We start from the raw sequence: 7,696 nt of genomic DNA, 5'->3' as shown, positions 1-7,696 counted from the left end.
CACACCGAATGACACAGACCGAACCGCAGGTCCAGCCGCCCGTCGTCGAGGACGTGCTGGCCCTGAGTCCGCTCCAACAGGGGCTCTTCTCGATGGCGACCCTGACCGAAGGGACTGCCGGGGACGCCGATCCGTACCTCATCGCGATGGCCGCGGACGTCACCGGTTCGCTTGATGTCGCACTGCTGCGCGAGTGCGCGGCACAGCTGTTGGCCCGCCACGCGAATCTGCGTGCCGGTTTTGTCCAGGGCAATCTCAGCCGCGCGGTGCAGGTGATCCCCAGTCGGGTGGACCTGCCGTGGCGGCACGTCACGGCCGATTCCGACGCTGCTGTCGACGCGCTCGAAGCAGCCGAGCGCGCACGGGCTTTCGACCTTGCCCGGGGACCGGTCATCCGGTTCCTGCTCATCGAGGCCCCGCAACGCTGGCGATTCGTGGTGACCGCCCATCACATCGTGATCGACGGCTGGTCGCTGCCGCTGTTCATGGGTGAGCTCGTCACGCTGTACCGGGCCGGCGGGGACCTCACCGCGCTGCCGGAACCGCCCCGGCCCTACCGGGACTACATCGGCTGGCTGGCCAACCGCGACCAGGACTCCAGCCGTGAGATATGGCGGCGTTACCTCGACGGTGTGGACGCGGCGACGCTGCTCACCCCGTCGCTCACCTCGGCGACACCGCCGCCGGGCCGGCCACGGTTGACCGAGGTCACCCTCGGGGCCGAAGCCACCCGGCAGCTGGCCGAAGCAGCCCGAAGCCGTGGCGTCACGATGAACACCCTCATCCAGATGGCCTGGGCGACAATCCTGTCGGTGATGACCGACCGTGACGACGTGACATTCGGGGTCACGGTCTCGGGCCGTCCCGACGAACTGGCCGGTGTGGAACGCATGGTCGGGCTGTTCATCAACACCGTCCCGCTGCGGGTGCAACTGGATCCTGGTGCGTCGACGCGTACCCAGTGCCTCGCGCTGCAACGCCAGGCCGCCGCGCTGCGCGAACACAGCTACCTCAGCCACTCGGAGATGCGCGCGCTCGGCGGGATCGGCGAGATGTTCGACACCCTGCTGGTCTACGAGAACTTCCCACCCGGCACGGTGGTGGGTACCGCCCGATTCCCGGCCAACGGAGCCACTTTCATCCCGGCGGCGCTGGAGAGCCTGTCCCATTTCCCGGTCACGATCGCCGCGCACCTCGCAGGTGCGGAACTGACGATTCTCGTGGAGGTGCTCGAGGGCGCGTTGGGGCAGCTGGACCCCGCGAAACTCGGACAGCGGGTGCTGCACACCGCGCAGCGGCTGATCAGTCATTGGGACAGGCCGCTGCGCGACGTCGGCGTCCTGCTGCCCGAAGAGACTGAGCCGCAGGACATCCGGCCCGCAGGTGACTCGTCACGCTCCGGCGTCCACACCACATTCACCGACATCGCGGGTGCCCGATTGGGGTCCGAGGCGCTCACGTGGAGCGGCGGGTCCCTGACCTACCGCGAGTTGGACGAGGCGGCCGACCGACTGGCCGCGGCGCTGCTCGACCGCGGAGTGCAGCCGGAGGGCCCGGTCGCCGTGATGCTCTCCCGGGGAGCGGATTACGTCGCCGCGATGCTCGGGGTGCTCAAGGCCGGTGCGATGATCGTGCCGCTGGATCCGTCGATGCCCGCCGAACGGGTCACCGACATCCTCGATCAATCCGGCGCGCGGGTCACGATCGACGAGGCGTTCGTGGCGTCGGCCTTCGACGACCCACCGCCGTCGTACCGTCCTGCACAGGTGCATGCCGGGCAGGCGGCGTACGTCGTGTTCACCTCCGGGACGACGGGCAGACCCAAGGGCGTGGTCGGTACCCACGGCGCGGTGCTGGCCTATGCCGCCGACCATGCCGAGCACGTACTGCGACCGGCGTCCGGCCGTGTCGGCCGTCCGCTTCGTGTCGCCCACGCCTGGTCGTTCACCTTCGATGCCGCCTGGCAGCCGCTGGCCGCGCTGCTCGACGGTCACTCGGTGCACATCGTCGGTGACGAATCACAGCGTGACGCAGAAGCTCTGGTGCAGACGATCGGCCGGTTCGGCATCGACATGCTCGACACCACGCCGTCGATGTTCGCCCAGCTGCACGACGTCGGGCTGCTCACCACCGTGCCGCTCGCAGTGCTGGCGCTGGGCGGCGAGGCGGTCAGCGTCGCGACCTGGCGACTGATCCGCGACGAATGCGCGCGCACCGGCATGACGGCGTTCAACTGCTACGGACCGACGGAGACGACGGTCGAGGCGGTCGTCGCGGCGATCGACGGCTACCAGCGGCCGTCGATCGGACGGCCGACGCAGACCACCCGAGCCCACGTGCTGGACGGATGGTTGCGTCCGGTACCCGACGGGGTGGCCGGCGAGCTCTACCTGTCGGGGGATCAGCTCACCCGCGGGTACCTCGGCCGTGCCGCGGAAACGGCGCGCCGCTTCGTCGCCGACCCGTTCGCCGCGGGACGGCGGATGTACCGCACCGGTGACGTGGTGCGCCGCGGCGCCGACGGCGGACTGCAGTTCCTCGGCCGGGTCGACGACCAGGTCAAGATCCGGGGCTTCCGCGTCGAGCCGGGTGAGATCGAGGCCGTGCTGCAGAGCCATCCGGAGGTTCGCGACGCGCACGTCACGACGGACACGGCCGGAAGGACGCCGCGGCTGACCGCCTATGTCGCCGTCGGCGGCAGGCCACCCGCGGTTGCCGAGCTGCGGGCGCTGTTGTCGGCGCGGTTGCCGCGCTACATGGTTCCCCAGCAGGTCGTCCTCGTCGACACGCTGCCGCTGACCGCACACGGGAAGATCGACGAAGCCGCACTCGCGGTGATCGCCGTCGACTCGACGGACTCGCACGCTCGGTCGGCGCCGCCGGAGACGCCGACCGAGGTGGTGCTGGCCGAGCTGCTCGCCGAGGTACTCGACGGTGACCCGGTCGGGTTCGGGGTGACCACCGATTTCCTGGAGATGGGCCTGGACAGCATCGTCGCGTTGACGATGGTGCAGGCCGCACGCCGCCGAGGTATCTCGATGCGCGCTCGATTGATGCTGGACTGCAGCAATATTCGTGAGCTGGCGGCAGCGATCGACACCGGTGTCGATGACCACGCGCCTGCGGCGGCCGATCCCGAGCGATTCGGCGAGGTCAGCCCGGCGCCGATCGTGTCGTGGATGTACGAGCACGGGAACTTCCGCCGGTTCACCCAGAACGTGTTGATCTCGCTGCCGGCCGGCATCACCGAGCGTCGGTTGGAGCAGATCCTGCAGGGGCTGCTGGATCGCCACGACATGCTGCGCTCGGTGCTCGACGACAGCGCGGGGTACCGCCTGTCGACCCGGCCGCCGGGTTCGGTGCAGGCCCGCGACGTGCTCGCGCGGGTGGATCTTCCCGAGGACGCCGCTGCACGCGATGTCATCGCGTCGGAAGCTGCTGCCGCGATCGAGCGGATCGACCCCGTCAAGGGCTCGATGGTGCAGGCGGTCTGGGTCACCGGGCCGCAGTCGGTGCTGATGCTGTGTGTGCACCATCTGGCAACCGACGTGGTGTCGTGGTACGTCATGCTGGGGGCGCTGACGCAACTGGCCGACGAGACCGAAGCCGGGGGCACCCCCGGTTCCGCCGCCGAGTACACCACCTACCGCCGGTGGTGCGCCCTGCTCGAGCAGCGCAGCCGGCTGCCGGAAGTCGCCGGCCAGCAGGGATACTGGACCCGTCAGCTCGCCGCCCCCGACCCGGTGCTGGGCGACCGCATGCCAGACCCGGGCCGCGACACCTGGGCCTCGCTGCGGCTGACCGACATCCTCACCGACACCGTCACCACAGGAAACATCCTGCGCCGGTTGGACAGTGCCGGTATCGAGATGCGCGACTTCCTGCTCACCGCGCTGACATTGACCATCGCATCGTTCCGGCACAGCCGCGGGCAGCCGGCGCATCACGGTGCCCTGATCGCACTCGAGGGGCACGGCCGAGAGGACGGTATGGTGGCCCCCGAGGTGGACACGTCGGCCACCGTCGGGTGGTTCACGTCGGTCTACCCGGTTCGCCTGGGGGCAGGCGAGGCGGCGATCGACATCACCACCGCCGAGCGCAATCCCGCCGCGGCCCGAACGCTGCTGACCGCGGTGACCGAACAGCTTGCGGGCGTGCCGAACCGGGGGCTGGACTACGGATTGCTCCGCTACCCGTACGACGGCTCGCCGTCGGACCTGGCAGCCTTGCCCGACCCGCAACTCGAGTTCAACTACGTCGGCCGCTACGACCTGCGCGCCGACCAGGCGAGCACCGACTGGTCGTTGATCACCGACGGCTCCCTCAACGGGCAGATGCCGACCGCACCCGAACCCGACCTGCCGCTGCGCTACACCTTCGACGTGATCTCGGTGGTGCACGGCAGCGCCGACGGCCCGCAGTTGCGTACCAGTTGGCGATGGAGCGAATCACTCTCCAGCGCTGAGGATGTCGACCGGATCACCGATCACTGGCGCCGCGCCGTGGCCGTCCTGGGAGACGCACTGTGAGCACCCCCGGCAGGCCCACGCTGGCGATCATCGGTGCCGGGCCCAAGGCAATCGCGGTTGCGGCCAAGGCCGCCGAATTGCGGGCCATGGGCGTCGAAGCGCCGGACGTCGTGGCGATCGAGCGCAGCACCGTCGCCGCCAACTGGCAGGCCGTCGGCGGGTGGACCGATGGCCAGCACCGATTGGGCACCAGCCCGGAGAAGGACGTCGGATTCCCGTACCGCTCGTCGCTGGTGCCGCGGCGCAACGCCGAACTCGACGAGCGGATGACCCGGCACAGTTGGCAGTCGTATCTGATCTCCAGTGCCCAGTTCGCCGAGTGGGTGGACCGGGGACGGCCCTCACCGACCCACGGGGGCTGGAGCCGCTATCTGCGCTGGGTGGCCGACAACGTCGGAATGTCCGTGATATCTGCTGAGGTCGAGCGTATTTCGGTCGACGACGCACGGTGGGAGCTGGTCACGGACGGGCCGGCCATCCACGCCGACGGGGTGATGATCACCGGCCCGGGCCAGGCCGAGAGGTCGATCCTCCCACACGACCCGCGAGTGCTCTCGATCGCGCAGTTCTGGAAGCAGGCGGCGCGCAACGAGCTCATCGCCGCTGAGCGGGTGGCGGTCATCGGCGGCGGCGAAACAGCCGCCTCGATGCTCAACGAACTCTTCCGGCACCGGGTTTCGACCATCACCGTGATCTCACCGCAGGTCACCCTGTTCACGCGCGGCGAAAGCTTCTTCGAGAACACGCTGTTCTCGGATCCGACCGACTGGTCGAGCCTGACGATGGCCGAGCGGCGGGATGCCCTGGCGCGCACCGATCGTGGGGTGTTCTCTGCCAGGGTGCAGGATGCGCTGCTGGCCGACGACCGGATCCGGCACCTTCGCGGCCGGGTCGCCCACGCCGTCGCGCGCGAGGAACGAATCCGGTTGACGCTCAGCACCAATCGTGGTGCCGAGCGATTGGAGACGGTGCACGGGTTCGACCTGGTGATCGACGGCTCAGGCGCGGACGCGATGTGGTTCGAGTCGTTGTTCAGCCAGGACGCCCGCGATCTGCTCGAGCTTGGCCTCAAGCGCCCACTGACCGGGGACGCCCTGCAGGAATCGATCGGAAACGATCTCGCCGTCTCCGGGGTCGAACCCAAGCTCTTCCTCCCCGGCCTGGCCGGGCTCACCCAGGGGCCCGGATTTCCCAACCTGAGCTGCCTGGGTCTGATGTCGGACCGGGTGTTGGGCAGCCGATACCCCGACGCCGCGGGCGCGACCCCATCCACGAGGAGAACCGATGAGCACCAACCCGTTCGATGACGACAACGGCAGCTTCTACGTACTGATCAACGACGAGGACCAGTACAGCCTCTGGCCGACGTTCGTCGACGTCCCCGCCGGATGGCGGGTGGTCTTCGGCGAGAGCACCCGCGCCGACTGCCTCGCCTACGTCGAGGAGACCTGGAGCGACATGCGGCCGCGCAGCCTGCGCGATGCGATGGCGGACAGCTGAGCCTTCGCCAGGTCAGATACGGCTGTTTGAGCGCGGTCAGGAGCGGTGAGCGCGCGTTGAGTGCCAACAATTACGGCGCGTCGGTGTGCAGACACGCGCCCTCGCGGAACAACGTGGGGGAGTCAGCCGGGTTGGGGTAGCGGGGCGTCCATGTCGAACACCCGCGCGTGCAGGACCGTCCTGTTGCGCAGCGCGGCCCGCACCGCCCGGTGCAGGCCGTCTTCGAGGTAGACGTTGCCGCGCCACCGGACGGCGTGCGGGAACAGATCCCCGTAGAAGGTGGAGTCCTCAGAAAGCAGCCGATCCAGGGCCAGCACGGTGGTCGTCATCACCAGTTCGTCGAGGCGGATCTGGCGTGGCGGGATCTGGGCCCACTGCCGATGCGACAGCCCGTGGTCGGGGTAGGGCCTGCCATCACGGACACCTTTGAAGATCATCGACGCGCCTTCGCTTGCCCCTGCGGCCCCCCGGCAACATTGTTAGGTCTGCAAGATTAACCCGCGTCGGCCGAGGGTGTCGCGTTGCTCGGTCGATGAACCCGCCGCTGGTCACCGTAAACTGAACAGCGACCGCAACGGGCACGAGAGGCAGGTGAACAGTGAGTAGCGCTGACGATCGTCGTTTCGAGGTGTTGCGCGCCATCGTCGCCGACTTCGTTTCCACCAAAGAGCCCATCGGTTCCAAGTCTCTGGTCGAGCGCCACAACCTCGGGGTGTCGAGCGCGACCGTGCGCAACGACATGGCGGTGCTGGAGGCCGAGGGCTACATCGCGCAGCCGCACACCAGCTCAGGGCGGGTGCCCACCGAGAAGGGCTACCGCGAGTTCGTCGATCGTCTCGACAACGTCAAACCCATGTCGAGCGCGGAGCGACGCGCGATCCTGACGTTCCTGGAGACCGGCGTCGACCTCGACGACGTGCTGCGCCGCGCGGTGCGACTCCTCGCTCAGCTGACCCGTCAGGTCGCGATCGTGCAGTATCCGACGCTGTCGACATCGTCGGTCCGCCGACTGGAGGTGGTGGCGTTGACGCCGGCGCGGCTGCTGTTGGTGGTGATCACCGACTCCGGGCGTGTCGACCAGCGGATCGTCGAACTCGGCGACGGCATCGACGACGGGCAACTGTCCCAGTTGCGTGATCTGCTCGGCCAAGCGCTGGAAGGCAAGCCATTGGCCGCGGCGTCCATCGCGGTCGCGGACCTGGCCTCACACCTCAACGGTCAGGGCAGCTTCGCCGACGCGGTCGGCAGGTCGGCGACGGTGCTGGTGGAGTCGCTGGTCGAGCACCGCGAGGAGCGGCTGCTGCTGGGTGGCACCGCGAACCTGACGCACAACACCGCCGACTTCGGCGGCTCGTTGCGTTCGGTGCTGGAGGCGCTCGAGGAGCAGGTCGTGGTGCTGCGGTTGCTGGCTGCGCAGCAGGAGGCGGGCAAGGTGACCGTGCGTATCGGTCACGAAACAGAAGCCGAACAGATGGCTGGCACCTCGGTGGTCAGTACCGCGTACGGCAGTTCGGGCAAGGTGTTCGGCGGCATGGGTGTGGTGGGTCCCACACGGATGGACTATCCGGGAACCATCGCCAACGTCGCCGCGGTTGCTCTCTATATTGGCGAGGTCCTAGGTAGCCGCTGATCTGAGTTCGTCTCGAACAGATCAACGGATGGGAAAG

The 7,696-nt window shown here is 68.6% G+C and carries 5 protein-coding genes; 4 read left to right on the top strand and 1 reads right to left on the bottom strand.

Features of this window, described 5'->3' with window-relative positions; all coding sequences use genetic code 11:
• Positions 1-8: 8 nt before the first annotated feature.
• The 3 genes from ABDC78_RS17620 to ABDC78_RS17610 are packed head-to-tail and all read left to right on the top strand — an operon-like array spanning position 9 to position 6,029.
• Positions 9-4,529: a non-ribosomal peptide synthetase gene (locus ABDC78_RS17620; RefSeq protein WP_178359868.1), complete on the top strand. Its 4,521-nt coding sequence runs from the start codon at positions 9-11 to the stop codon at positions 4,527-4,529.
• Entirely contained in the window at positions 4,526-5,836 is a 1,311-nt protein-coding gene (gene mbtG / locus ABDC78_RS17615; RefSeq protein ID WP_178359869.1) for an NADPH-dependent L-lysine N(6)-monooxygenase MbtG, read from the top strand. Before ABDC78_RS17620 ends, mbtG begins: the two co-directional genes overlap by 4 nt.
• On the top strand, positions 5,814-6,029 hold the full coding sequence (locus ABDC78_RS17610) for an MbtH family protein (protein WP_178359870.1): 216 nt from the start codon (positions 5,814-5,816) through the stop codon (positions 6,027-6,029). Before mbtG ends, ABDC78_RS17610 begins: the two co-directional genes overlap by 23 nt.
• A 122-nt stretch (positions 6,030-6,151) precedes the next feature.
• Here ABDC78_RS17610 and ABDC78_RS17605 read toward each other — a convergent pair whose 3' ends face one another.
• Positions 6,152-6,466: a type II toxin-antitoxin system VapB family antitoxin gene (locus tag ABDC78_RS17605; RefSeq protein WP_178359871.1), complete on the bottom strand. Its 315-nt coding sequence runs from the start codon at positions 6,464-6,466 to the stop codon at positions 6,152-6,154.
• Between the two features lie 161 nt (positions 6,467-6,627).
• On the opposite strand from ABDC78_RS17605, the gene hrcA reads away from it, so the two are divergent.
• Positions 6,628-7,659: a heat-inducible transcriptional repressor HrcA gene (gene hrcA / locus ABDC78_RS17600; protein ID WP_178359872.1), complete on the top strand. Its 1,032-nt coding sequence runs from the start codon at positions 6,628-6,630 to the stop codon at positions 7,657-7,659.
• Positions 7,660-7,696: the final 37 nt, after the last annotated feature.

It is taken from the genome of Mycobacterium sp. DL, from assembly GCF_039729195.1.
Classification (GTDB): Bacteria; Actinomycetota; Actinomycetes; order Mycobacteriales; family Mycobacteriaceae; genus Mycobacterium; species Mycobacterium hippocampi_A.
Note: the sequence above shows the minus strand (reverse complement) of the source record. Positions and strands in the feature narration are given on the sequence as shown.

What these genes read in the sequence shown, in the direction of transcription:
- ABDC78_RS17610 (WP_178359870.1), top strand. Translation starts at nt 5,814, where the DNA reads ATGAGCACCAACCCGTTCGATGACGACAACGGCAGCTTCTACGTACTG.
- ABDC78_RS17605 (WP_178359871.1), bottom strand. Translation starts at nt 6,466, where the DNA reads ATGATCTTCAAAGGTGTCCGTGATGGCAGGCCCTACCCCGACCACGGG.
- ABDC78_RS17620 (WP_178359868.1), top strand. Translation starts at nt 9, where the DNA reads ATGACACAGACCGAACCGCAGGTCCAGCCGCCCGTCGTCGAGGACGTG.